The sequence below is a fragment of the Frigoribacterium sp. CFBP 8759 genome, assembly GCF_014841655.1.
Classification (GTDB): Bacteria; Actinomycetota; Actinomycetes; order Actinomycetales; family Microbacteriaceae; genus Frigoribacterium.
In genome coordinates this window covers 943,892-967,612 of sequence record NZ_JACYUH010000002.1, presented here as the reverse complement: position 1 = coordinate 967,612, position 23,721 = coordinate 943,892, and the positions used below count along the sequence as shown (strand labels likewise).

The 23,721-nt window shown below is 72.0% G+C and carries 17 protein-coding genes; 9 read left to right on the top strand and 8 right to left on the bottom strand.

Annotation, left to right across the window (positions count from 1 at the left end):
• Positions 1-107: 107 nt before the first annotated feature.
• The gene (locus IFT79_RS09830) at positions 108-1,568 is read left to right on the top strand and encodes a hypothetical protein (RefSeq protein WP_192123849.1); all 1,461 of its coding nucleotides are present in this window, start codon (positions 108-110) and stop codon (positions 1,566-1,568) included.
• A gap of 45 nt (positions 1,569-1,613) precedes the next feature.
• Positions 1,614-2,588, top strand: a complete 975-nt coding sequence (locus tag IFT79_RS09825; RefSeq protein ID WP_192123848.1) for an ATP-grasp domain-containing protein — start codon at positions 1,614-1,616, stop codon at positions 2,586-2,588.
• 216 nt (positions 2,589-2,804) lie between these two features.
• On the opposite strand, the gene IFT79_RS09820 is transcribed toward IFT79_RS09825, so the two are convergent.
• The 3 genes from IFT79_RS09820 to IFT79_RS09810 all read right to left on the bottom strand — a co-directional run bounded on the left by IFT79_RS09820 (position 2,805) and on the right by IFT79_RS09810 (position 5,760).
• Positions 2,805-3,221, bottom strand: a complete 417-nt coding sequence (locus IFT79_RS09820; RefSeq protein ID WP_192123847.1) for a hypothetical protein — start codon at positions 3,219-3,221, stop codon at positions 2,805-2,807.
• 181 nt (positions 3,222-3,402) lie between these two features.
• Positions 3,403-5,196: a DEAD/DEAH box helicase gene (locus IFT79_RS09815; RefSeq protein WP_056044815.1), complete on the bottom strand. Its 1,794-nt coding sequence runs from the start codon at positions 5,194-5,196 to the stop codon at positions 3,403-3,405.
• 60 nt (positions 5,197-5,256) lie between these two features.
• Positions 5,257-5,760 carry a hypothetical protein gene (locus IFT79_RS09810; protein ID WP_159825933.1) on the bottom strand — a complete coding sequence of 168 codons (504 nt, stop codon included), beginning with the start codon at positions 5,758-5,760 and terminating at the stop codon, positions 5,257-5,259.
• 107 nt (positions 5,761-5,867) lie between these two features.
• Here IFT79_RS09810 and IFT79_RS09805 point away from each other — a divergent pair, with 107 nt between their 5' ends.
• Entirely contained in the window at positions 5,868-6,722 is an 855-nt protein-coding gene (locus IFT79_RS09805; protein ID WP_157485268.1) for a DNA-methyltransferase, read from the top strand.
• Here the strand turns inward: IFT79_RS09805 and IFT79_RS09800 are convergent.
• Both IFT79_RS09800 and IFT79_RS09795 read right to left on the bottom strand, forming a co-directional pair.
• The gene (locus IFT79_RS09800; RefSeq protein WP_342211811.1) at positions 6,719-8,455 is read right to left on the bottom strand and encodes a threonine/serine ThrE exporter family protein; all 1,737 of its coding nucleotides are present in this window, start codon (positions 8,453-8,455) and stop codon (positions 6,719-6,721) included. The two genes, IFT79_RS09805 and IFT79_RS09800, sit on opposite strands and share 4 nt — an antisense overlap.
• Positions 8,456-8,585: 130 nt before the next feature.
• Positions 8,586-9,134 carry a hypothetical protein gene (locus tag IFT79_RS09795; protein ID WP_056044812.1) on the bottom strand — a complete coding sequence of 183 codons (549 nt, stop codon included), beginning with the start codon at positions 9,132-9,134 and terminating at the stop codon, positions 8,586-8,588.
• Between the two features lie 113 nt (positions 9,135-9,247).
• On the opposite strand from IFT79_RS09795, the gene IFT79_RS09790 reads away from it, so the two are divergent.
• Entirely contained in the window at positions 9,248-10,369 is a 1,122-nt protein-coding gene (locus IFT79_RS09790; protein ID WP_192123843.1) for an SDR family oxidoreductase, read from the top strand.
• Positions 10,370-10,430: 61 nt separating this feature from the next.
• On the opposite strand, the gene IFT79_RS09785 is transcribed toward IFT79_RS09790, so the two are convergent.
• The gene (locus IFT79_RS09785; RefSeq protein ID WP_192123841.1) at positions 10,431-11,903 is read right to left on the bottom strand and encodes an APC family permease; all 1,473 of its coding nucleotides are present in this window, start codon (positions 11,901-11,903) and stop codon (positions 10,431-10,433) included.
• A gap of 192 nt (positions 11,904-12,095) precedes the next feature.
• Here IFT79_RS09785 and IFT79_RS09780 point away from each other — a divergent pair, with 192 nt between their 5' ends.
• Positions 12,096-13,751, top strand: coding sequence for a molybdopterin-dependent oxidoreductase (locus IFT79_RS09780; RefSeq protein WP_342211810.1), 1,656 nt, complete (start codon positions 12,096-12,098; stop codon positions 13,749-13,751).
• 98 nt (positions 13,752-13,849) lie between these two features.
• Positions 13,850-14,149, top strand: coding sequence for a putative quinol monooxygenase (locus tag IFT79_RS09775; protein ID WP_192123839.1), 300 nt, complete (start codon positions 13,850-13,852; stop codon positions 14,147-14,149).
• A 28-nt stretch (positions 14,150-14,177) separates the two neighbouring features.
• On the opposite strand, the gene IFT79_RS09770 is transcribed toward IFT79_RS09775, so the two are convergent.
• Positions 14,178-17,651 carry a DEAD/DEAH box helicase gene (locus tag IFT79_RS09770; protein ID WP_192123837.1) on the bottom strand — a complete coding sequence of 1,158 codons (3,474 nt, stop codon included), beginning with the start codon at positions 17,649-17,651 and terminating at the stop codon, positions 14,178-14,180.
• Positions 17,652-17,992: 341 nt separating this feature from the next.
• Between IFT79_RS09770 and IFT79_RS09765 the strand changes: the two genes are divergently transcribed.
• Together IFT79_RS09765 and IFT79_RS09760 are read left to right on the top strand one after the other, a co-directional pair.
• Positions 17,993-18,835, top strand: a complete 843-nt coding sequence (locus IFT79_RS09765) for an HAD family hydrolase (RefSeq protein ID WP_233568305.1) — start codon at positions 17,993-17,995, stop codon at positions 18,833-18,835.
• The gene (locus IFT79_RS09760; protein WP_192123835.1) at positions 18,832-21,339 is read left to right on the top strand and encodes a glycoside hydrolase family 65 protein; all 2,508 of its coding nucleotides are present in this window, start codon (positions 18,832-18,834) and stop codon (positions 21,337-21,339) included. Before IFT79_RS09765 ends, IFT79_RS09760 begins: the two co-directional genes overlap by 4 nt.
• An 89-nt stretch (positions 21,340-21,428) precedes the next feature.
• Here IFT79_RS09760 and IFT79_RS09755 read toward each other — a convergent pair whose 3' ends face one another.
• A complete protein-coding gene (locus tag IFT79_RS09755) occupies positions 21,429-22,961 on the bottom strand; it encodes an MFS transporter (RefSeq protein WP_192123833.1) in 1,533 nt (510 codons plus the stop codon).
• A gap of 75 nt (positions 22,962-23,036) precedes the next feature.
• Here IFT79_RS09755 and IFT79_RS09750 point away from each other — a divergent pair, with 75 nt between their 5' ends.
• Complete coding sequence (locus IFT79_RS09750; protein ID WP_056044801.1) at positions 23,037-23,693, top strand: TetR/AcrR family transcriptional regulator; 657 nt, start codon at positions 23,037-23,039, stop codon at positions 23,691-23,693.
• The last annotated feature ends 28 nt before the right edge of the window (positions 23,694-23,721 follow it).

The window sequence follows — 23,721 nt, the reverse complement described above, 5'->3', positions numbered from 1 at the left end:
TCCGCTCGGCGACGGTGTCGCTCGTCGTCCGCAGCGGCCAGGATGGGGGGATGGGGATGGGGATGGGGATGGGAATGGGGATGGGCATCAGGTCGAGGCGGGGCGTCGTGGCGACCGTCGTCGTGGCCGTCCTCGCGCTCGCCGCCGGATGCGCCAGCTCGAGTGACCTGCTCCAACGGTTCGAGTCGCTCATGGACGGTGTCGGCGGCGTGGTCGAGATCGAGACGGCCGGGAGCGACTCTCCCCTCGGCGTCGCGGAGGCCCAGGCCACGGTCGTGGTCGAGGACGACCTCTCCGACGACGACCTCGAAGCCGTCGCCGCGCGCATCAGGCCGTTCGTGGCCCGCAACGTCGGCGACTCCTCCGGCTGGCGGTTCGTCGACGTCCGGCGAGGCACCGTCTCGTTCGAGGTGCTCGCCGACGAGGGCGACACGGCGGCCCAGCTCGACCTCGCGCGTCGCGTCGCGGACGACGCGGTCTTCGCCGAGGTGTCCCTCGCCACGCACGCGTTCGGCGAGGACGGGGCGACCGGGGACGACTCGCCTCGGCGAGGGTTCGGGATCACGGTGGTCCCGTCGGAGTCGTCGGACGTCCTCTCGGCCTGGCAGCGGGCACGCTCCCTTCGGGACGCCGCGGCCCAGCTGACCGACGTCGACGTGACGGCGTGGAGTCCGGACACCCGCCGGTTCGTGACCGAGAACGTCTCCGGGTTCCCCTCGGTCCTCGACGATCCCGCGACGTCCGACGTCGTCCTCGACGCCGCCGACCAGGCCCGTCTGCTCGACGCCGTGGGGGCTGCGGATCTCGGGGCCGGGCGGGTCGAGGTCCTGCCGGAGGGCATCCGGGTCGACCTCGACACGCCGAGCGTCACGGGTCACCACTCGCGCGACGAGGTGGCGGAGGCGTCCCCGCGAGCGGCACGGATCGCCGGCGTCCTCGTCGGGATGTCCGAGGTGCCCGGCACCTCGATCGGCTTCGTCTCGTCACCGGACGAACGGCGAGAGCTCGACGGCGACCTGTCCGCCGCCGAGTCGCTGGTGGACGTCGTCGCACCCGACACGGTCACCTACTCGGCGATCAGCGCCCGGTCGGTCGAGGTATGGACGTCGGGGCTCGAGGGCGTCGTGCCCGCGATGCAGGCCATCGGTGGTTCCGCGGCCGTGTCCGGGATGGACGAGATCCGCGTCTCGTCCGGTGCAGCCGACCGCAGGGGGCTCTCGTTCTCGGGCCGACCAGAGGCCCTCGCCGTGCTCGCCACCGTCACGGGCGCCATCGTGGCCGCACCCCGGATCGAGGGCGTGGCCGTGACCGCCACGGAAGGCCACCTCAGCATCGAGCTCGACGACGACGACCACGACGCCGCCGCCACCGACGCCGCCGTGGCGGACGTCGTCGGCGCGGTTCGGACGGCACCGGCCGGGACCGTCGTGACGTTCCGGCGAGACGTGCGCGGGGCGGCCGACCTCGCCACCGAGACGGTCGGCCAGGCCGCGACGGGCGAGTGCTCGACGCTCGCCGACGACGATGCAGCACTGTGCGCGATCGTCCGGTCCGCATGGGGCGTGTGATGGTCGGTGCTGGCACCCCGGGCCCGATGGGTGCACGATCGAACGATGACCTCGCCGATCGACCACGCCGACCCGACACCCGTCGTGCACGTGCTGCACGACAACGCCGAGTGGCTGCCGCCGCTCGTCGCCGCGCTCGACGCCGCGGGGGTGCCCCACCGCGAGCACCTGCTGGACGGGACGTCCTTCGACCTCGCGGCCGCGCCTCCTGAAGGGGTGTTCTGGTCGCGGCTGAGCGGCTCGGCCCACACGCGCGGCCGGGGGACCGCCAAGGAGGTCGCGCGAGCGACCCTGCGCTGGGCCGAACGGCACGGGCGCCGGACCATCAACGGCAGCGGTGTCGTCGAACTCGAGGTGAGCAAGGTGGCGCAGTACCTCGCGCTGGCGTCCGCCGGGTTCGACGTCCCCGCGACGACCGCCGTGTTCGGCACCGCCGACCTCAAGGCCCGGGCACGCGAGCAGAGACTGCCGTTCATCACGAAGCACAACCAGGGCGGCAAGGGCCTCGGTGTGCGGCGCTTCGACGACCTCGACTCGTTCGACGCGTACGTCGACGGGCCCGACTTCGAGGTGCCGGTCGACGGGATCACCCTGCTGCAGGAGTTCCTGCAGGCCGAGGAGCCCTTCAACACGCGCGTCGAGTTCGTCGGCGGGCGCTTCGTCTACGCGGTGCGCGTGGACACCTCGGCCGGCAGCTTCGAGTTGTGCCCCGCCGACGCGTGCGTCGTGCCCGACGGAGCCGACCCGGCCACGTTCGCGCCGTTCGCGGTGCGCCCGTCGGTCACCGCGGAGCACCCGCTCGTACGGCGACTCGAGGCTTTCGTCGCCGAGCACGGCATCGAGGTCGCCGGCATCGAGTTCATCGAGACCGTCGACGGCCGCTTCGTGCCCTACGACGTCAACACGAACACCAACTACAACCCGGACGTCGAGCGGTCGTCGTCGGTGTCGGCCGCCGCGACGCTCGCCGCGTGGCTGGGCGAGGTGTTGGCGGCGGAGTACGCCGTGACCCCGGCCTAGCGCCGGTCACGTCGACACCGCCGGGCTCCGTCGACGACGTCATCCAGCCACGGTACCGACCCGGGGCCGCGCGTCACCCCGGGCCGTGGGTGAGCCGTCCCTGGTGCCTGCACGAGGTGAACAACGGGCGAGTGGGCAGAAAGGGTCCTTCGTCGGGCCGGGAAGGACCGTTTCTGCCCACTCGACGAGCACGACCCGCGCCGACGTCGAACGGGGTCAGCGGCGTTCAGGAGGCGCGGGCGGCGCCGGCGACGTCACCAGCGCCACGGCCGCGAGGCCGGTCAGCACGACCGCACCGATCGTCACGGGTGCGAGCGGCCCGGCGAACGCCGCCGCGAGCCCCTGCGTCGTGCCGAGGCCGACGACGAGCTGGCCGATCACCAGCAGCACGAGGCCGAACGCGGCACCCAGCAGGCTCACCCGGGCCAGGTCGTGCAGTCGGCGGGAGTCGTCGGCGAGGCGGCGCGTGCCCGGCGTTCCCGGCAGGCCGGCCGAGAGCCGACGTCTCATCTGGCCGAAGAGCACGAGCGCGACGACCGACAGCAGCAACGGAATGGCACTGCCGATCGTGAGGGCGGTCTGCACGACGCCGAACAGCGCGTCGGTGCCACCGGGGGAGGGCGGGGTGCTCATCGGACTCCGTTCAGCGGGGACGGTGGGTTCACGGGCGAGTTCGTGGTGGACGGGCGACTCAGCGGACCGGGGACGACGAACTCGCCCGTGCGCGACCGCTGGTCGCCGACGAACCGCCCGGACACGACGACGCCGACCAGGCGGGAGCCGGGTCGGCGTCGTGGGCCGTGCGGCCGGGTGTCTAGTAGCGGGGCTTGCGGGCGGGCCGCTCGCCACCCTGCGACCGGTCGGGGCGGTCGTCGCGGCGGGGCGCGCCTCCTCGGCGGTCGGGCTTGATCTCGATGAGCTTGCCGCTGATGCGGGTGTCGCTCAGGCGGTCGAGCATGTCGCTCGAGACGTCCGAGGCGAGCTCGACGACCGAGAAGTCGGGGCGGATCTGGATCGCCCCGAAGTCGTCGCGGCTCAGACCGCCCTCGTTCGCCAGGGCACCCACAATCTGACGCGGCTCGACACGGTGACGGCGACCGACCTCGATGCGGTAGGCGGTCATCGGCTTCGACGTCCGCGGGCCACGCTCACGGCGCTCGCCCCGGTCGTCGTCGCGACCAGCGCGCGGGGCGCGGTCGTCGCGCTCGCGCAGCGGACGCTCGTCGCGCTGCGGGCGCTCGTCCTTCGGGTCGAGCAGCAGGGGCGTCTCGCCCTGGGCGACCACCGCGAGTGCGGCGGCGACGTCGGCCTCGGGCACGTCGTGGTGCTCGACGTAGTGGCTGATGATGTCGCGGAACGCCGAGATGCGGCTGTCCTGCGACAGGGCCTCGGTGATCGCGTCGTCGAAGCGGGTGAGGCGCGTGCTGTTGACGTCCTCGACGGTCGGCAGCTGCATCTGCGTGAGCGGCTGGCGGGTGGCCTTCTCGATCGCACCCAGCAGACGACGCTCGCGCGGCGTGACGAAGCTGATCGCGGCGCCGCTCCGACCGGCACGCCCGGTGCGGCCGATGCGGTGCACGTACGACTCGGTGTCGATCGGGATGTCGTAGTTGACGACGTGGCTGATGCGGTCGACGTCGAGACCGCGGGCCGCGACGTCGGTCGCCACGAGGATGTCGAGCTTGCCGCTCTTCAGCTGGTTGACCGTGCGCTCGCGCTGGGCCTGGGCGACGTCACCGCTGATCGCTGCGGCCGAGTAGCCGCGGGCGCGCAGCTTCTCGGCGAGGGTCTCGGTCTCGCTCTTCGTGCGGACGAAGATGATCATGCCCTCGAAGTTCTCGACCTCGAGGATGCGCGTGAGCGCGTCGACCTTCTGCGGGTACGACACCATCAGGTAGCGCTGGGTCGTGTTGACCGAGGTCGTGGTCTTGGCCTTGACCGTGATCTCTTCGGCGTCGTTCAGGTACTGCTTCGAGATGCGACGGATCTGCGGCGGCATGGTGGCCGAGAACAGGGCCACCTGCTTGTCGTCGGGGGTGTCGGCGAGGATCGTCTCGACGTCCTCCGCGAAGCCCATCTTCAGCATCTCGTCGGCCTCGTCGAGCACCAGGTACTTGAGTTCGCTGAGGTCGAGGGTGCCCTTGGCGAGGTGGTCCATGATGCGACCGGGCGTGCCGACGACGACGTGGACGCCGCGGCGGAGCGCGCTCAACTGGACGCCGTACGCCTGGCCGCCGTAGACGGGCAGGACGTGGACCCCGCGCATGCCGGAGGCGAACTGCTCGAACGCCTCGCAGACCTGCAACGCGAGTTCGCGCGTCGGCGACAGCACGAGGGCCTGCGGCTTCTTGGCCGACACGTCGAGGCGCGAGAGGATGGGCAGGGCGAAGGCCGCGGTCTTGCCGGTGCCGGTCTGCGCGAGCCCGACGACGTCGCGGCCGTCGAGCAGGGTGGGGATCGTGGCGGCCTGGATGGCCGAAGGGGTCTCGTAGCCGATCTCGCGGATGGCCTTCAGGACCTGGTCGCTCAAGCCCAGATCGGCGAACGTCGGCGTCGTGTCGGCTTGCTCTGTGGCGTCGCTCGGGGCTTGCTCGGTGGTGTCACTCATGGTGCAACGGTAGCTTGTCCGGGCCCTCTGCTGTTGCTCCCGCCCGCGAGGCGGGCCGAGTCAGGTCGGTGCGAGGGGCAGCACCGTCGCGACGAGCGTGGTCACGACGACCACCGTGGTCAGCGCGGAGGTCGCGACGGCGAGTCGGCGCAGGGCCCGGGACCGGCCCGGCCGTCGTCCGACCGTGGCCGACGCGAGGGCCGTCACGGCGAAGGCCGCCGAGGTCAGGCCGACCACGGGCGTCGACGCCCGGCGACCTCGAGCGAGGCCGAACGGGAACCCGGTGGCTCCCTCGTCCAGCTCGCCCCAGCCCCACGCGACGTACCCGGCGGCGGCGACCGCCGACAGGGCCAGCGCGAGTGCGGGCTGGTGGGGGATCGGCTCGCGGTGGACGGAGACGCTCGGCGGGCCTCGTCGAGGGGGACGCCGGGGGCGGAGGATCGGGTCGCCGGGGTCGAGGGTGTCGTCGAGCAGGAGTCGGCCCCGACGGCGGAGCATGATCACCTCGTCGACCGGACGGGGTTGCCGCGAGTCCGGCTTCTGCTCCTTCGCAGGGGGTGACACGGTCGTTAGCCTACCGGTCGTCAGTCGAACGGACGGGCCTCCGTGTCGGCGGCCCGAAGTAGTCTTCTCGACGACCGATCCCGCCCCGCGACACCCCGAAGGACGATGTGCAACCGACGTACCGCACCGCCAGCGGTCGACTCTTCCAGGCCGACTGCCTCGAGGTCCTCGCCGAGCTCGACGACGAGTCCGTCGACCTCGTGTTCGCCGATCCGCCGTTCAACCTGGGCAAGGTCTACGGGGCGGGCATCGACGACTCGCTCGACGAAGACGCCTACCTGGCCTGGTGCGGTCGGTGGATCGCCGAATGCGTCCGCGTGCTCCGGCCGGGCGGTTCCTTCTACCTGTTCAACCTCCCTCGCTGGAACATCGAGCTGGGCCACGTGCTGAACGGCGAGGGCATGACCTTCCGTCACTGGGTCGCTGTCGACATCAAGTACGGTCTGCCGATCCCCAACAAGCTCTACCCGTCGCACTACTCGCTGCTCTACTACAGCAAGGGCAAGCCGTCGCGCTTCGTCCGTCCCCGCCTGCCGATCCAGGTCTGCCGGCACTGCGGCCGGGACATCAAGGACTACGGCGGCCACCGCAGCAAGCTGCACCCGGACGGGATCAACCTGACCGACGTCTGGCTCGACATCCCGCCCGTGCGACACCGGGCGACGAAGACCCGCGGGGCGAACGAGCTCAGCGAGAAGCTGCTCGAGCGCGTGTTGACCATCAGTTCCGAGCCCGGCGACCTCGTCCTCGACCCCTTCGGCGGGTCGGGCACCACTTACGCCGTGGCCGAGAAGATGCACCGACACTGGGTCGGCGCCGAGATCGGCGACGTCCAGCCGATCATCCGCCGCCTCGAGGGCGAGGACGCCCAGGTCGAGCTGCCGGGGCGCGGCGACACGGGTCGCGGCGACACGGGGCGCGGCGACGCCGGGCGTGGGGTCACTGCCGGGGCCGAGCGCTAGCCGTTCGAGGTCGCCGCGTCTGCCGGGGGCTCTGCGGATCGGACCGGAGTCGAGAGAGCGACCCCGGGCAGGCGGGGTGCCGTGGGGTCCGCGAGGCGCGGGCGTTCAGGGGTAGGGCTCGGCTTCGGGACCGTCTCGGTGGCCGACGGCACCACGGGGATCGGTGCGGTGGGCGTGGGCGCGGGCACCCCGACCGACGGCTCCGCGACGGGTGCCTCCGCGGCGACCGTCGGGACGATGATGCTGATCGGCGTCGTGTCCGTGTGAACCGACTGCACCCGCACGCGCTTGGCCCGGCGCAACCACCGGCGCGCGCCCGGGGTCGCGAGCAGGCTGCCGAGCACGAGTCCCGCGCCGATCGCGAGGGTCGTCAGCATCGAGAACACGAAGTCGACCTCGGCGCCGTCGTTGCCGGCCATGAAGTTGAGCAGCGACGACGCGACGGCGAGCGACGGCAGCAGCGACCCGCAGAACGCCGGCACGGCGATGACCGTCGCCGCCGTCCGCAGACGAGCCGCGGCCACGGTCGAGAGCGCTCCGAGCAGGGTCGCCGCGACGAACGTGGCCCCCATGAGCGGCAGGCCGAGCTGGCGCAGGGTGAAGAGCGAGAGGTTGCCGACCAGGGCGACGCCGATCGTGATCGGGATCATGCGTGCGGTCGACCCCTGCGCGATCGAGTTGGCCGACGCGGCGGCGAAGCTCGAGATGAGCGAGAGCCAGAGCGGCAGGGCCTGCAGGGTGATGTTCGTCGGGTCGACCTCGATGTCCGCGAACCGTGCGGTCACGGCGAGTCCGGCCGGGATGCCGCACACGACCCCGGCGACGATCAGCCCGATCACCAGGGCGCGCCCGACCGCCATCGACCGGAAGCCCGAGATCGCGTCCTGGGCCCAGGTGACGATCGTGGGGTGCGGCAGGACGAGGACGACCACGGCCGCGACCAACGCCGCCGCGCCTCCCGGGGTCAGCAGCCCCGCCCAGATGCCGAGCGTGCCGAGTGCGGCGGTGGACGCGGCCTGCAGGCCGATGACGAAGAACTGGGGGATGCCGCGGGCGGTCAGCCCCCGGCCGGACGTCATGATGCCGATCATCACCACGAAGGCGCCGACGGCGGCCTGCCACGTGCCGCCGGCCTGCAGCGTCACGGAGACGCCCAGCAGGCCCATCGCCAGGTCGGTCATCCATGAGGGCCACCGGGGCGGGGACTTCAAGACCTCGACGAGGCCGGCCACCGCCTCGGTCATGTCGCGGTCGTCGTGCAGCAGGTCGTCGACGATCTGGTAGACCCTCGACAGCCGGTGCAGGTTCGAGCCCTCGGCGTAGATGACCCGGGTCTTGACCAACGGGTTGACGCCGGCTGGGGCGTACTGGATGGTGATCGCCGTGCCCGTGATGTCGAGCTCGAGCGGGGCCAGGTTCCACTTGGTGCTCACGGCCACGATCGCGACCTCGGTGCTGCGGACGTCGGCACCCGACGACAGCATGACGTCGCCCAGGTCGAGGCAGAAGTCGACGATCTGACGGGGCGAGTAGAGGTCGCCGCCGATGCCGTGCTCGGGCGTCGTGCCCTCGTAGATGGTGCCGCGCAGTCGCGCCCGGACGTCGCGCAGTTCGTGCTGGTTGACCAGTCGTGACTGGGCGGGCCCCTTCGGCCTGCCCTTCGGGGCCTTGGGCACCCGCGGCGGTCGGGGCTTGACCGGGGTGGGCCGCTCAGGGCGCCTGGTGTCCGACACGCTGACCTCTTCCTCGCTCACGACCGTCGGGCCGGGGCACCGCCGAGGCGGTCCCCGCGGACCCGTCCGTCGAGTCTAGGAGGCGCGGTGCCGGACGTCCGATCCCGTCGCGTCGAGCAGGTCGTCGCCCCTAGGACGCGTGGTCGGCGTCGTCGTCGTCGCCGCGCTCGGCCCGCGCCTCGCCCGCGTCGCCCCGCTCGCGTCCGGCGTCGGCCATGTCGCGGCGACCGTGGTCCGCACGCGTGGGGGCGTCGTCGCCGTCCCGCTCGGCGGCGTGCGCCCGGGCGTCGCGTTCGGCCTGCGCGACGAGCTCGGGGTCGTCGTCCATGTCGTCCTGCCCGCCGGCGAACGGCGACTGCGTCTGGGCCACGATGGCCTGCGAGGTCGAGCCGAGGATCACTCCCGGGTCGACTCCCTTCTCGTGGGCGAGGGCGGCGGTGAGGCCGGCCGCGAGGCTGCCGCCGGCGGTGCCGAGGGTCGCCATGACGTCCTCCTGTCGAGGCGTCAGCGGTTCGTCGGTCAGCTCGGCGACGACCTCGCGGAGGTTCTCGTCGCTGGCCTCGACGGCCTCGGGGTCGCCCTGCGTGATGGCCGCGGCCTGGGACACGATGGCGAGCGCGAGGGCCGCCGCCTCGTCTTCGGGCGTGCGACCGGTGGGCTCGTTCGTGTCCTGATCCATGGGCCGACCGTACGCCCGGACCTCGTGCGGCCTGTCAGGCGGGAGGGGCGGGGTACGTCGGTGTGGACGCGCCGGCCGGGAATGCCGGGAGGCGCGATCGGCTTGGACCACGGATGAGCACCACCGAGACCCCCCAGACCGACAGCACCCGGCCCGCCGCCCCGACGGTTCCGGGCACCGCCCTCGTGGTGGGCGCCAGCGGCATCACCGGCACCGCCCTCGTCGAGCAGTTGACGCGCGAGGGGTGGGACGTCCTGGCCCTCTCGCGCCGCGCCTCCTCGTCGGACGGGGTGACGGGCATCGCCGCCGACCTGACGAGTGCCGAGAGCCTGCGCACGGCGCTGGCGGACGCGAAGCCGACCCACGTGTTCTTCGCCGCCTGGCAGAAGCGCGACACCGAGGCGGAGAACATCGCGGTGAACGGCGCCATGGTCCGCGACCTGCTGGCCGCCCTCGACCACGCCCCCGTGCGGCACGTGTCGCTCGTCACCGGGCTGAAGCACTACCTCGGCCCGTTCGAGGCCTACGGCACGGGTGACATGCCCGACACTCCGTTCCACGAGGACGAGGAGCGCCTGCCCTACCCGAACTTCTACTACGCGCAGGAGGACGAGCTCTTCGCCGCCGCCGAGCGCCAGGGGTTCACCTGGTCGGTGCACCGCTCGCACACCGTCATCGGGTTCGCCGTCGGCAACGCCATGAACATGGGGCTGACCATCGCCGTGCAGGCCGCGCTGAGCAAGCGCCTCGGCCGTCCGTTCACGTTCCCGGGCAGCGAGACGCAGTGGAACTCGCTCGTCGACGTCACCGACGCGGGCGTCCTCGCCGAGCAGATGATCTGGGCCGCGACCGACCCCGCCGGTGCCGACGAGCCGTTCAACGTCGTCAACGGCGACGTGTTCCGCTGGCGCTGGCTGTGGCCCCGCCTCGCCGGCCACCTCGGCATCGACCCCGCGCTCGTCGAGGGCTTCGAGGGCGAGCCGCGTCCGCTCGGGCAGCAGATGGCCGGCCTCGAGCAGGAGTGGCGCGACCTCGTCGCCGAGCACGACCTCGCCGAGCCCGACCTGTCGCGCGTCGCCTCGTGGTGGCACACCGACGGCGACCTCGGTCGCGACATCGAGGTCGTCACCGACATGGGCAAGGCCCGCGACGCCGGGTTCACCCGGTACCGCCGCACCGAGCAGGCGTTCGTCGACCTGTTCGAGCGCTACCGCGCTGCCCGCCTGATCCCGTAGGGCTCGATCCGCCGAGGAGGCGCGGTGCCGGTGGCGAGACCGGCGCCGCGCCTCCTGCCGTCTACGCCCGGGGGTCGGCGCGCTCGGCGTCGGCGATCGCGTCGCTCGGCACCGGCTTCCCCCGCCGCGACACGAAGGTCACGAGCCAGAGGACGACGCCGATCGCGAGCAGGCCGCCGGCGATCGTGTACTGCTCGGCGCCGCGACCGGAGGACACCGGCAGCACCAGCCAGAGGCAGGCCACGACGCCGACGATCGGCAGGACCGTGCCCGCGCGGAAGTGTCCGTGCGACACCGTGTCGCGACGCAACACGAGGACGACGACGTTGACCAGGGCGAACACCGTCAGCAGCAGCAGGGACGTCGTGCCGCCGAGCACGGCCACGATCGGGGACTCGGGCGAGAGCGAGACGTAGCCGATCAGCACCAGGCTGAGCGCCGTCGTGAAGACGATCGACGCCCACGGGGTCTGCCGCTTCCGGTGCACCCTGCCGAGGAAGCCCGGCAGCACGCCCTGCTTGCTCATGCCGTAGAGCAACCGGCTCGCCATCATCATGTTGATCAGGGCGCTGTTGGCGACGGCGAACATCGAGATGTACGGCAGCAGCCCGCCGATCGGGAAGTCCGGGGCGGCGGTGTTCACCACGGTGACCAGGGGGGTCTCGTTGTCGGCCAGGTCGCCGATCGGCACGATCGCCACGGCGCAGATCGAGACGAGCACGTAGATCACGGCGGTGATGCCGAGGCCGGTCAGCATGACCCTGGGGAAGACGCGGCTCGGGTCCTTGGTCTCCTCCGCCATGTTGACCGAGTCCTCGAAACCGACCATGGCGAAGAAGGCGAGCGACGTCGCGGTGCTGACGCTCAGCAGCAGCGACTTGTCGCCCGGCGTCTCGAAGAGCACCACCTGGCCCCAGTCCGCGTTGCCGCCGGCGATGAACCAGAACCCGATCAGGATCACCATGACGAGGCCAGACAGCTCGATCAGGGTGAGGACGACGTTCGCCTTGACGCTCTCGCTGACCCCGCGGAAGTTCACGGCCATCACGAGCAGCATGAACGCCATCGCGATCAGCATCACCGCCGAGTTCGACAGCTCGACGCCGATGCCCGCCGCCAGGTTGGCCGCGAACGCCCGTGACGCCGTCGACGCGCTCGTGATGCCCGAACACATCACCACGAAGCACACGATGAACGTCACGAAGTGGATGCCGAACGCCTTGTGCACGTAGAGGGCCGCGCCGGCGGTCTGCGGGTACTTCGTCACGAGCTCGAGGTACGAGAACGCCGTCACGAGGGCCACGGCGAAGGCGATCAGGAACGGCAACCACGCCGCACCGCCGACCTCGGCCGCGACCTGCCCGGTCAGGGCGTAGACGCCCGTGCCGAGGATGTCGCCGACGATGAACAACAACAGCAGCTTCGGGCCGATCGCCCGCTTCAGCTCGGTGGGGCTCTCGCCCGTGTCGGTCGTGGGCGGCTGCGCCTGGTTCGCGGACCGGGGGTTCGGGGGCTGCTGGTTCGTCGTCGACATGCTGACCTCCGGGGCGCATCGGTGTGTCTCGGGCGTTCCGGTCATCCTGCTCCCGCCGGAGCGGCAGCGGAAGAGGCGTCCGGACATCGTCACACCCCCGACACAGAGGCGGCGTCCGCCCGACACCAGGAGGCGCGTCCCCGCTCCCCGGGACGCAGGCGGTTCCCGAGCCACGGGTCGTACCCTGAGCCCATGTCGGTCCGCCTGTCCCCACCCGAGTCGTCGACGTCCGGCCCCGCACCGACGCCCGGCCCCGCCGACCCGATGACCCCCCGCGCCGCCGGGCTGTGGGCCGCCCTCGCCGGCATCGTGTCGATGGCCGCGTTCCTCGCCGCCGCCGAGGTCGTCGCCCTCGTCACCGGGCCCACCGGCAGCCCGCTCTTCGCCGTCGGCTCGGCCGTCGTCGACCTCGCCCCCGCCGGCGTGAAGGACGCCATGGTGTCCCTGTTCGGCACCGGCGACAAGGTCGCCCTCTTCGTGCTGATGGGCGTGCTGCTCGTCGTCATCACCGGTGCGGCCGGCTACGGCGAGTACCGCCGCCAGCCGATCGGCAAGATCGCCTTCGTGGCGGGCGGGGCGCTCGCCGTGATCGCGGTCCTGACCCGCGCGGACGCCGGCCAGGTCGATGCCATCCCGAGCCTCGTCGGCACCTTCGCCGCCGTGCTGCTGGTCGACAAGCTCGCCTCTCGCCTCCGTCGGTGGGTCCGTTCGACGTCGGCCGGGTGGGCGGAGCAGACCCAGCCCGTGCCGCCGTTGCGCGGGCCCGGGCTCGAACGTCGGTCGTTCCTCACGTACACGGTCGTGGCCGGCGTGGCCGCCGTCGTCGTCGGCACGGGGGCCCGCGTCGTGAACGCCGGCCGGGCGAACGCCGCGGCCCTGCGGCGCGCCCTGACGCTGCCCCGCGCGAGCGTGACCGAGGCCGCGGTCCCGGCCGGCGCCTCCTTGGACGTCGAGGGCATCACGCCCTACGTCACGCCCGCCGCCGACTTCTACCGCATCGACACGGCCCTGCAGGTGCCGTCGATCGACCCGGCCGACTGGAGTCTGCGCATCCACGGCCTGGTCGATCGCGAGGTGACGATCTCGTTCGACGAGCTGCTCGCCCTGCCGCTAGAGGAGCACATGGCGACCCTCAGCTGCGTCTCGAACGACGTCGGCGGCGACCTGATCGGCAACGCGCTCTGGCTCGGCTACCCGATCCGCTCGCTGCTCGAGCGCGCGGGGCCGAACGGCGGCGCCGACATGGTCCTGTCGCGCAGCATCGACGGCTTCTCGGCCGGTACGCCGCTCGACGTGCTGCAGGACGACGGCACGGACGCGCTGCTCGCGGTCGGCATGAACGGCCAGCCGCTGCCGATCGAGCACGGCTTCCCGGTGCGGATGGTCGTGCCCGGCCTGTTCGGCTACGTGTCGGCGACCAAGTGGGTCGTCGAGATGGAGGTCACGCGGTTCTCCGACGCCCAGGGCTACTGGACGCCTCGCGGCTGGGACGCCCTGGGGCCGGTCAAGCTCGAGTCGCGCATCGACGTGCCCCGCGACGGGGCCTCCGTCGACGCCGGGACGGTCTCGATCGCGGGGGTGGCCTGGCAGCCGCACACGGGCGTCGAGGCGGTCCAGGTGCGGATCGACGGCGGCTCGTGGCTCGACGCGACCCTGGCCGACTCGGTCTCGGCCGACACGTGGCGCCAGTGGGTCCATCGCTGGGACGCCGGGGCCGCGGGCTCGGGGTCGCACACGATCGACGTGCGGGCGCAGGGCGCGGACGGCACCTGGCAGCGCGAGCAGTACGTCCAGCCGGCTCCGAACGGGGCCGAGGGCTGGCACCGCGTGACCGTCGAGGTCGCCTGATCCGGCGGACGAGGAGGCGCGGGTGCCAGGGTGGGAGGTTGCGGCCCGTCCGCCGCACGGCCCGCTCCCGGGGCCGCCGCCCGATCGAAGGGACCACCATGTCCACCACCGTCCACCTCGAACTGCACGTCGACCCCGCCCGGCTCGACCTCGCCCACGAGATCGCCCGCGAGACCCTCGTCGCCACGCGCGCCTGGCCCGGCTGCGAGGGGCTCGAGGTGCTGATCGACGACGCCGACCCGTCGGTCATGATCGTCGTCGAGACGTGGGCCTCGTCGGCCGACCACGACGCCTACGTCGCGTGGCGCGCCACGCCCGAGGGGGCCAACCGTCTGCCCGAGGTCCTGCTCGCGCCGCCGACCACGCGGACCTTCGCCGAGACGGTGTCGCTGGCCTGACGCCGGCCTCGGCCCGGCCCGGCTCGGGTCAGGCGTCGAGCAGGCCGCGGATGTCGTCGGCGGTGAGCGCCGCGCTGAACACGGCGTCGTCGTCCATCACGGCGTCGAACAGCTGCGACTTCTGGGCCTGGAGGGCGAGGACCTTCTCCTCGATGGTGTCGTTCGCGATCATCCGGTAGACCATCACGTTGTCGGTCTGCCCGATGCGGTGCGTGCGGTCGACCGCCTGGGCCTCGGTGGCCGGGTTCCACCACGGGTCGAGGATGAACACGTAGTCCGCCTCGGTCAGGTTGAGCCCGAACCCGCCCGCCTTCAGGCTGATGAGGAACGCGGGTGCGTCGCCGGTCTTGAACCGGTCGATCACCTCGGCCCGACGTCGGGTCGACCCGTCGAGGTACTCGAACGCGACACCACGCTGTTCGAGCCGGGCGGCGACCTTGTGCAAGAACGTCGTGAACTGGCTGAAGATCAAGGCGCGGTGCCCCTCGGCGACCACGTCCTCCAGTTCGTCGAGCAACTGGTCGAGCTTCGCCGAGGGGATGTCGGCGTAGGCCTCGTCCACGAGTGAGGCGTCGAGCGAGAGCAGGCGCAGCAGGGTGAGCGACCGGAAGACGATGAACCGGTTGCGGTCGAGGTCGTCCATCAGGCCGAGCAGCTTCTGTCGTTCACGCTGCAGGAAGGCGTCGTAGAGGTCGCGGTGCGCGGGGTCGAGGTCGACGCGGAGGACCTGCTCCTGCTTGGCGGGCAGGTCGGACGCGACCTGTTCTTTCGTCCGGCGCATCATCAGCGGTCGGATGCGCCGGCGGAGCTTCTGGAGCAGGTCGGGTGCCTCGCCCGTGGCGATGGGCTTGACGTAGTCGTCGGCGAAGCGGACGCTGCTGCCGAGCAGTCCGGGCGCCACCACGTGCAGCAAGGACCACAGGTCGGTCAGGCTGTTCTCGAGCGGCGTGCCGGTGATGGCGAGCTTGAACGGCACGTCGAGGTCGACCGCGCACCGGTGGGCCTGCGAGGCACGGTTCTTGACGAACTGTGCTTCGTCGAGGATCAGCCCCGCCCACCCTTCGGCCTGGTAGGCGGCGAAGTCGAGGCGGAACAGGGCGTACGAGGTGACGACGACGTCGGCACCCCGGGCGAGGTCGTGCACCGAACCGCGTCCGCCCTTGGCCTGCGTGGCGGTCACGGCGCGGACGGTCAGCCCTGGTGTGAAGCGGGCGGCCTCGGCCACCCAGTTCGACACGACCGACGTCGGGGCCACGACGAGGAAGGGCGCGGGAGGAGCGCCGGGACCGTCGGCCGCGGCCTCGGCCGGGGCCGCCTCGGCCGTGGCCGCTGCCGGGTCCGTGGCCGTGGCTGTGACCGCTGCCGGGTCCGCGGCGGCTGCCGGGCCGCCTGCCCGCATCCGTTCGGTCTCGCGCACGTGCGCGACGAGGGCGAGCGTCTGCAGGGTCTTGCCGAGGCCCATGTCGTCGGCCAGCACCCCGCCGAGCCCCTGCTCGTGGAGGAAGGCGAGCCAGGCGAACCCCTCGTGCTGGTACGGGCGGAGGGTCGCGTCGACCGTAGCCGGCACGGGGGTCGCCGTGGCGGCTGCGAGGCCGCCGGCGTCGGCCAGGGCCAGCAGCCCGCCGACCGCCCGCTGCCACTCGGCGGCGGGCACCGTCTCGTCGGCGAGTTCGTCGAGCTCGGACCAGAGGCTGGCCTGGTAGCGGTTGATGCGCGGCGCGACCTCCCATTCGTCGAGTGCCGACGCCTCGTCGATGAGCCTCTTGAGCTCGTCGAAGGCCGGGTGGTCGAGGGACAGGTACGAGTGGTCGACCAGCAGCAGCTTCTTGCGCCCCTTCGCGAGGGCGGTGATGAGCGGTGTGAAGGGCACGGTCCGTCCCTCGACGGTGACCAGCACGCCGAGGTCGAACCAGTCGCGCTTGTCGGTCGGCATCGTGGTGATGGTCAGTCGGGGCTCGTCGGTCAGCTCGTGGTAGTCGGGCCGCGTGCCGACGAGGTCGACCTGCACGTCGGGTCGCGCCTCGAGTGCCGGCAGCGTGCCGGTCGCGAACTCGGCTGCGGTCACCCCCTTCAGCACCTGGTCGCGGGGGACGACGTCGAGCTCGGCCAGGTCGGGGACGGGGGAGTGGGCCGTCAGCGGTCGGCGTGCCCCGTCGATCGTCCACCGCCAGGTCAGGCGGATCGTCTGCCCCTTCTCGAACCCGACGGTGAGCGTCAGCACGGGCGGCACGATCGTCGGGAACTCGATCGACGCGTCCGAGCTGACGACGTCGACGCGCCGGCGGAGGGTGGGGTAGTAGTCGCGGAGGAACTCGTCGGAGTCGGCGGCCGGGACCACGACCTCGGGCGTGATGGTCAGCAACCGCCGTTGCTCGTCGTCGAGCGGCCCAACGGTCGGCGCGAGCGTGAAGGTCGGTGCGGGTTCGTGGGCGACGCACCATACCCCGTGGTCGGCGATGACGCCGGTCGACTCCGCGCGACGGGCCACGCCGTCGACGGTGACCCCGGCGGTCAGCAGCATCGAGCCGTCGTCGCCCCGCACCGCGTCGACCGTGACGCGGGCCTCGTCGCCGACGACGACGTCGGTCGCGCGCTTGCCCGTCACGAGCGAGATGCCCAGGCGACCGGCCTCGGCCAGCAGCGGCCACAGCAACGGGCTGGCGAAGTCGTCGACGAACAACCAGTCGGCGTCGCCCGGCGTGTAGGTCGAGACCGCCGACCGGTGGAGCGCCGCGAACTGGCCGAACCAGGCGTGCTGATCGGGCTCGATGGCCAGCCGGTTGAGCTGGTACGGCAGCGACGTCCAGGTCAGGTTGCCGCGCACCCAGTTGCCCGTGCCGCTCAGGGTGACCGGCCGCACGCCGAGTCGCTGCACCGTCGGTCCGCCCTGCCGCCGGGCCGAGGGCGCGACCGCGCGCCCCCGGGTCGAGTGCGCCCGGTCGCGCAGTTCGAAGAGCAGACCCATGCGCGTCGTCCGGACCGAGGAGGCGCGGGTCGGCTGCCCGATCGCCCCCACCGTCGACCGCCAGTCGCTCGCTCCCGTGCCGGACCGGGCCGCCCCGAGCGCGGTCACGCCCCCGGTCGTCAGTTCGTCGACGGTGGGGGCCGGGGCGCTGCGATCGGCCACGGCCCGGGAGTTGCTCTGCAACAGCGTCGCCGCGACGTGCTTGCAGTCGCTGCCGATCGGGCAGGTGCAGCGGCTGCGGACCGGGCGGCTGTACTCGCCGCGGGTCGCCCGCAGGTCGACGACGACCTGGTAGGGCGTCGACTCGGCCCCTCGGACGGTGCCCTCGAGGCGCTCGTCCGCGGGGTGCCAGGCGATGTCGAGCACGGCTCCGTCGCGGACGTATTCTTTCGCCCGGTTGAAGGCACGCGGCCCGACGAGCCGGATGACGTCGACGGCGTCGACCATCGGCACGGCCGTCGAGTGGACGGGGCCGTCGGCGTCGCCGTCACCGGCCGGGAAGCCGTCGTGCACGTCGAACTCGTCGCCCAGGTCCATGCCGCCCATGATGTCAGCCGCCGCCGACACCTACGGCTCCCTCCCCAGGTGTCGTGGTCCTCCCCGGGATCGTCCGCCGGCCCCCGTCGTCCCGCCCCCAGGGCGTGCGTCGTCCACACCCCCGGACGCGTGGCTAGGTGTCGGGGCGCAGCGGTGCCACACTTGACCCGTGGGGCCCACCCCGCACCACCCCGTCGGCACAGCAGCTGGCCCGCACCACCCGCCCGTCCCGTCGCCCCGCGTCATCGTCCTGCCCGAAACGTTCCCGCCTCACCGGCACCGAGCCGTCGTCGCCCCGGTGCCTCTCACCCTGCCCGCACGCTCGAAGGGATCGGCACCCCGTGTCCATCGCCACGCCCCGCGACGCCTCGCGCCTCTCGCACCTCCGCGCCCTGCTCTTCGACCTGGACGGCGTCCTGACGCCGACCGCCGAGGTCCACATGCGCGCGTGGGCCCGCCTCTTCGGCGACTACTTCGCCGCGCACGACCTCGCGCCCTACACCGAGGCCGACTACTTCGAGCACGTCGACGGTCGGCCCCGTTACGACGGCGTCCGGGCGATGCTCGCGGCCCGCGACGTCGTCCTGCCCGAGGGGTCACCCGACGACGACCCCGAGGCCGAGACGGTGTGCGGTCTCGGCAACCGCAAGAACGCGGCCTTCGCCGCCGAGCTCGCCGAGAACGGCGTCACGCCGTACCCGGGGTCGGTGGCCTTCCTCGACCGGGCCCTCGCCGAGGGCGTCCGGGTCGCCGTGGTCTCCAGCTCGCGCAACGCCGTGCCGGTGCTCGAGGCCGCGGGCCTCCGCGACCGCTTCGACGTGATCGTCGACGGCGTCGTGGCCGCGGCCGAGGGCATCGCCGGCAAGCCCGCCCCCGACACGTACCTCGAAGGCGCCCGCCGCCTCGGCCTCACCGCCGACGACTGCGTCGTCGTCGAGGACGCGCAGTCCGGCGTCGAGGCCGGTCGCCGCGGTTCCTTCGGCCTCGTGCTCGGGGTCGACCGCGGCACGGGCGCGCAGACCCTGCTCGACTTCGGGGCCGACCTCGTGGTCGACGACCTCGGCGAGCTGGTCGAGGCGCTCGACCGAACCCGCGCCTCCTCGGCTCCGAATCCCGACCAGGCGACACCGGGCACCCCCTCGACCAGCAGCAGCACCACCGGCACCACGGAGGCACAGTCGTGAACCACATCACGTCCGACCCGCTCGACCGCTCGCGGTTCCCCGTCGACGAGTGGGCATTCGTCGAGGACGAGTACATCCAGGGCGACGAGGGCCTCACCGAGACCGTCTTCGCGGTCGGCAACGGGTACCTCGGCCTCCGCGGCAACCCCGACGAGGGGCGCGGCGGTCACTCGTTCGGCACCTTCGTCAACGGATTCCACGAGACCTGGCCCATCCGGCACGCCGAAGAGGCCTTCGGGTTCGCCCGGGTCGGCCAGACGATCGTCAACGTGCCCGACGCGAAGGTCATCCGCCTCTACGTCGACGACGAACCGTTCGTGCTCTTCGAGGCCGACATCCTCCGCCACACGCGACGCCTCGACTTCCGCGACGGCGTCCTCACCCGCGAGATCGACTGGCGCACGCCCTCGGGCAAGCGCGTCCTGGTGACCAGCCGCCGCCTGGTCAGCTTCGAGGACCGTCACCTGGTCGTCATCGAGTACGAGGTCACGATGCTCGACTCGTCGGCGTCGCTGCTGATCTCGAGCCAGATCCTCAACCGTCAGGACATGGGCGACCAGTACCACGCCGGCATGCGGGCCGCGGCCGAGGCGTTCGACCCGCGCAAGGCCGAGTCGTTCGACGACCGGGTGCTGCAGCCCGTGCTCAACCGCAACGGCGGCACGCGGGCCGTGCTCGGCTACCGCACGACGAACTCGGGCATGACGATCGCGGTCGGCGCCGAGCACCGCATCGAGACCGACGCCGAGTGGGACCAGTCCTCGCAGATCGACGACGACATCGCCAAGCACGTCTACCGCGTGAAGGCGCAGGCCGGCCAGAAGGTCCGCCTGACCAAGACGATCACCTACCACACGAGTCGCGGCGTGCCGCCTCGCGAACTGGCCGACCGGTGCGACCGCACCCTCGACCGGGCCGCCGAGACGCCCACGGCCGAGATCTTCGAGCACCAGCGCGCCTGGCTCGACGACTTCTGGCAGCGCAGCGACGTCCAGGTCGCCGGCCAACCCGAGATCCAGCAGGCCGTCCGCTGGAACCTCTTCCAGCTCGCGCAGGCGACGGCCCGGACCGACGGTCAGGGGGTCGCGGCCAAGGGCGTGACGGGGTCGGGCTACGGCGGACACTACTTCTGGGACACCGAGATCTACGTCCTGCCGTTCCTGACGTACACCTCGCCCAACGTGGCCCGCAACGCCCTGCGGTTCCGTCTCGGCATGCTCGACGCCGCCCGTGACCGGGCCGTCGAGTTGAACCAGCGCGGCGCGCTGTTCCCGTGGCGCACCATCAACGGGCTCGAGTCGAGCGCGTACTACGCCGCCGGCACGGCCCAGTACCACATCGACGCCGACATCAGCCACGCCCTCAGCCAGTACGTCCAGGCGACCGGCGACGAGGACTTCCTGCAGAGAGGTGCCGTCGACATCCTCGTCGAGACGGCGCGACTGTGGGCCGACCTCGGCTTCTGGCGCTCGAACGGCGACCAGCGGTTTCACATCGACGGCGTCACCGGGCCCGACGAGTACACGACCGTCGTCGACGACAACCTCTACACGAACGTCATGGCGCGCGCGAACCTGCGGGCGGCCGTCCGGGCGGTCACCCGCCTGAAGGACGACTCTCCCGTCGCGTTCGACCGGATGGTCGACCGCCTCGGCCTCGAGGAGCACGAGATCACGGGGTGGCAGCTCGCCGCCGAGGCGATGCACATCCCGTACGACGACCACCGGGGCATCCACCCGCAGGACGCCCAGTTCCTCGACAAGGAGCTCTGGGACCTCGAGGCCACCCCGGCGAACAAGCGACCGCTGCTGTTGCACTACCACCCGCTGGTCATCTACCGCTTCCAGGTGCTCAAGCAGGCGGACGTCGTGCTCGCGCTCTACCTGCAGGGCGACGAGTTCACGCCCGAGCAGAAGCTGCGCAACTTCGAGTACTACGACGCGCTGACGACGGGCGACTCGACCCTGTCCGGCGTCGTGCAGTCGATCATCGCGGCCGAGGTGGGCCACCACCAGCTGTCGCAGCAGTACTTCCTGTCGTCCCTGTACGTCGACCTGGCCGACCTGCACAAGAACACGTCCGACGGCGTCCACGTGGCGTCGACCGGCGGCATCTGGAGCGCGCTGGTCAACGGATACGGCGGCATGCGCGACTGGCTCGGCTCGATCACCTTCGACCCGCGCCTGCCGGCCGACTGGGACGAGCTCTCGTTCCGCGTCGCGATCAAGGGCAGCCGCGTGCGCGTCGACCTCGCCCAGCACGAGATCGTCTTCACCGTCGAGACGGGCGACGCCGCGACGTTGTCCGTCCGCGGCGACGAGTTCCGGGTCACACCCGAGGCTCCGGTGCGGGTGGCCCTCGAGGGTCAGGGGCCGCGCATCACGACGCGCGTCCCCACGACGAGCGACCTCCGCGGGCTGATGCGCGCCGACGGTTCCGTCATCACGGCGTCGATCCCGACGATCAGCGTCGACCGCTACGACGAGGACGAAGCCGCGTCCTGACCGACGCGACGTCCGTCGCCCGGACGCCCCGCGCCTCCCCGGCCCCCGAGGGCTGAGGAGGCGCGGGTCGTCCGGGCGAGGGGGTCGCGTCAGTGCACCGGGACCGGTGCGTCCACGGCGGGCGAGGCCGACGCGTCCACGTCGTCCGACTGCGGGACGCGGCGTCGGAACAGCAGGGCCGCGATGACCGCGCCGACCGCGAAGAACCCTGCTCCCCACCAGTACGCCGTGGCGTAGCCGGTCACGGCGGCCTCGGCCGCGACGGCCCCTGTCGCGGGCAGGTGGTCGGCCACGTAGTTCGCGGCCGCGGTCGCCGCCAGGGTGTTGAGCAGTGCCGTGCCGATCGACCCGCCGACCTGCTGGCTCGTGTTGACCATGGCCGAGGCGACGCCCGCGTGTCCGCGGTCGACGCCGAGCGTGGCGGTCTGGATCGACGCGGGCATGATCGAGCCCATGCCGAAGCCCAGCACCATCAGGGCCGGCAGCACGTTGGCGGCGTACATGCTCTCGAGGTCGAGCCGGGTGAGCAGCAGCATGCCGACCACGCCGAGGGTCATGCCGAACGGCACCATGATCTTGGGCCCGAAGCGCGGCACGAAGATGTTCGTCGACAGCTGGGCCGCGAGGACGAGCATCGCGATCATGGGCAGGAAGGCCAGGCCGGTCTTGGTCGGCGTGTACCCGAGCGAGGTCTGCAGGTAGTACGTCACGAACAGGAAGATGCCGAACATGCCCGCACCCGCGATGGTCACCGACGCGTAGGCGGCACCCCGGTTGCGGTCGAGCACGATCGACAGGGGCAGCAGGGGGTGCTCGGCCCGGCGCTGCCACGCGACGAACGAGGTGAGCAGCACGACGGCCGCCGCCAGGAAGCCCCAGGTCAGCGGCGAGTCCCAGCCCTGCGTCTCGGCGTTCGAGAAGCCGTAGACGAGCGAGAAGAGCGCGCCGGAGACGAGCAGCGTGCCGGGCACGTCGAGCTTGGGTCGCGGTCCGGTGCGGGTGACGTGCGACACGAAGATCGCGGCCCCGACGATCGCGACGGCGGCGATGACGACGTTGATGTAGAGGTTCCAGCGCCACGAGGCGTACTGGGTCAGGAACCCGCCGAGCAGCAGGCCGATGGCCCCGCCGGCACCGGCGATCGCCCCGAAGACGCCGAACGCGCGGGCGCGCTCCTTCGTGATCGTGAAGGTCGTGGTCAAGACGGCGAGGGCGGTCGGGGCGAGCAGGGCGCCGAACGCGCCCTGCAGGGCGCGGGCGAAGACGAGCAGCCCGAAGGTGCCGGCCGCACCGCCGAGGGCCGAGGCGAGGGCGAAGCCGATCAGGCCGATGATGAACGTGCGCTTGCGGCCGATCAGGTCGCTGACGCGGCCGCCGACGAGCAGCAGGCTGCCGAAGGCGAGCGAGTAGGCGGTGATGATCCACTGCCGGTCGCCGTCCGAGAAGCCGAGGTCGGTCTGGGCGGCGGGCAGCGCGATGTTCACGACGGTCGAGTCGAGGACGACCATCAGTTGGGCGAGGGCGACGGTGGTGAGGGTCCACCAGCGCCGGGACGGCGGCGGGGTGGCAGAGGACGAGGAGGCGCGGGTCGCGCCGTCAGGGGAGGTGGAGGCCTGAGACATGAGCGCGAGCATATACGAGTCTCGCCAGTTTCGGATACAGGCAGTTTCGTAAACATCCGAGGTAGAGTCGCCCCCATGACCGACAGGGAAGGCGTGGCGACGACGCCCGCCGAGACCGACCCCGCGACCCCCTCGCGACCGGGTCGCAAGCGCGACCACAGCCGCGACCCCGAGATCCTCCGGTGCACCATCGACGTGCTCGCCGAGACCGGTTTCGAGGGCATGACCATCGAGATGGTGGCCGCGCGCGCCAAGGCCGGCAAGGCCACGCTCTACCGCCGCTGGGCCTCGAAGGGCGAGCTCGTCGTCGACGCGGTGGCCTGCCTCAAGCAGGGGGCCGTCGACCTCGACGGCCTGCCCGACACCGGCACGCTGCGCGGAGACCTCCTGGCGATGATCAAGCCGCACAGCATCGACGACGCCGAGAAGAAGATGCGGGTCATGGCGGGCGTCGTGACGATGCTCTCGACCACGCCCGAGCTGGCCGAGGCCGTCGACGCCGCGATCGTCCAGCCCCGTGCCGAGGCCAACCGCCTGCTGCTGCGTCGCGCCCTCGAGCGAGGCGAGATCGCGGCCGACACCGACATCGAGGCACTCGCCCTCGTCACCCCGTCGATGGTGTCGTACCGGGTGCTCGTCCTCCGGAAGCCCGTCGACCGCGACTATCTCGTCGGGCTCATCGACGGCGTGCTGCTGCCCGCCGCGGGGGTGCGCCAGACCGCTCGGGTCTGACTCCGCGGCCGACGGGGCCGCGCCTCCT